The organism is Neisseria sp. P0022.S010 (genome assembly GCF_051956635.1).
In genome coordinates, this window is the sequence record NZ_JBQCXF010000627.1 from 1 (window position 1) to 1,584 (window position 1,584).

The window sequence follows — 1,584 nt, forward strand, 5'->3', positions numbered from 1 at the left end:
CTTTCAAGTGTTTCAGACGGCCTTCATTCAAACGGACACATATGGACAAATTCATTTTAGCGATGATCGGCATGGCCATTGCCCTCTTGATTATTATTGGCGGCGGATTTATCGCTGTCGAATATTTCAAATCCCATCCTGAAGCATTCCAAGTCAAGCCGCTATCAAAATAATCATTTAACAGCATGAGTTTCAAGGGGAAACATCTACATACTCAAGGCCGTCTGAACGCAGTACATATAATGAAACACATTCTTTACTGGCTGGGTGGTTTTGCCATCGCCCTCGGCATATTCCAATACTACGAAACCCATCGCTATTCCGAAGACCAGCTTATCTACGCCCAACCGCCGCAAAATCGTACTGCCGTTGCCGATTTTGATGCCTTGGCGTATTTAAACTTCCTCCGCTCCTCAGCCAATCTGCCCGCACTGGCGCACTCAGCCACACTCGAACGCGCCGCGCGCAATCATGCCCGCTATCTGCTGCAAAACCCTGACGACGGACATGACGAAAAAAATACACGCAATCCCTTTTATACAGGTCCACGCCCATCAGACCGCACGCGCAAAGCCGGTTATGCCTATAAAGGCGTGCACGAAAACGTCAGCACCGGCCAGCATCCGCCAAACGAAAAAATCAACGACCATCTACCTGCCCAACATCAACTGGACAATCTGATGACGGCGATTTACCACCGTCTCTCCCTACTCGATCAAAATATCGACGAGGCCGGAGCGGCGTTTGAATCACAAGGCAAACAAATCGCGCTGAGCATCAATCAGGGCGACAGCAGATTCAACAGCCTCTGCCAAAAAAACCGCCCCCTCTCTGACCTCAGCCGCTCGTTTTATCAAGATGCCTGCCATGGTCATGCCATTGTTTATGCGGATGAAATCTCCAACCGCAAATTCCAGCCTTACATCACCTATCCGCAAGGCAACTTCGCTTCGCCGGTTTTCCATGGCGAACGTCCCGACCCTATGCCGCATTATGAAATGACCGGCAATCCTGTCAGCATCGCGTTCTCAGAACAATCGCCTCCGGTCAAAATGCGCTCGTTCAAACTGTATCAGGACACAAAAGAAATCAGAGACGTCAAAATCTTAGATAAAGATAATGACCCAAACCGCCTCCTGACCGAACGCCAATTTGCGCTGTTTCCTTTACAGCCATTGGAATACGACACCGACTACCGTGCCGTATTTGAATACCGTCAAAACGGAAAAAACAGAACAGCTGAATGGACATTCAGCACGCAAAAACCCGATTATCCTTACTTCATCGTCAAAGGCGGCGAAACGCTGGCCATCGAATCCGGACAAAAATATTTTATCCATTGGCAGAATTTTTGGTGCTTGAAGCAATGCGAACGCTACAACTACCGCATGAACCGCGACACCCAAATCGACATTATCGAACGACAGGCCGGTGGTATTATTATTCGTGTCAACGGAAGCAAAGGCAGCAGCATCCGCTTAATGCCCGAAGGCGAAGACAGGCGCGCCATTACACTTTATTTATGGAAATAAAGCCGTTTTCAGACGGCATGAAGCACCAAAAAGCTGATAAAATACCGCCTCA

At 48.7% G+C, this 1,584-nt stretch carries 2 protein-coding genes; both read left to right on the forward strand.

Annotated features, from left to right (window positions below; translation table 11 throughout):
- Nucleotides 1-41: 41 nt before the first annotated feature.
- Nucleotides 42-173, forward strand: coding sequence for a hypothetical protein (locus ACTHUT_RS20075; RefSeq protein WP_256388404.1), 132 nt, complete (start codon nt 42-44; stop codon nt 171-173).
- A gap of 69 nt (nt 174-242) precedes the next feature.
- Nucleotides 243-1,532, forward strand: a complete 1,290-nt coding sequence (locus ACTHUT_RS20080) for a CAP domain-containing protein (RefSeq protein ID WP_314511982.1) — start codon at nt 243-245, stop codon at nt 1,530-1,532.
- Nucleotides 1,533-1,584: the final 52 nt, after the last annotated feature.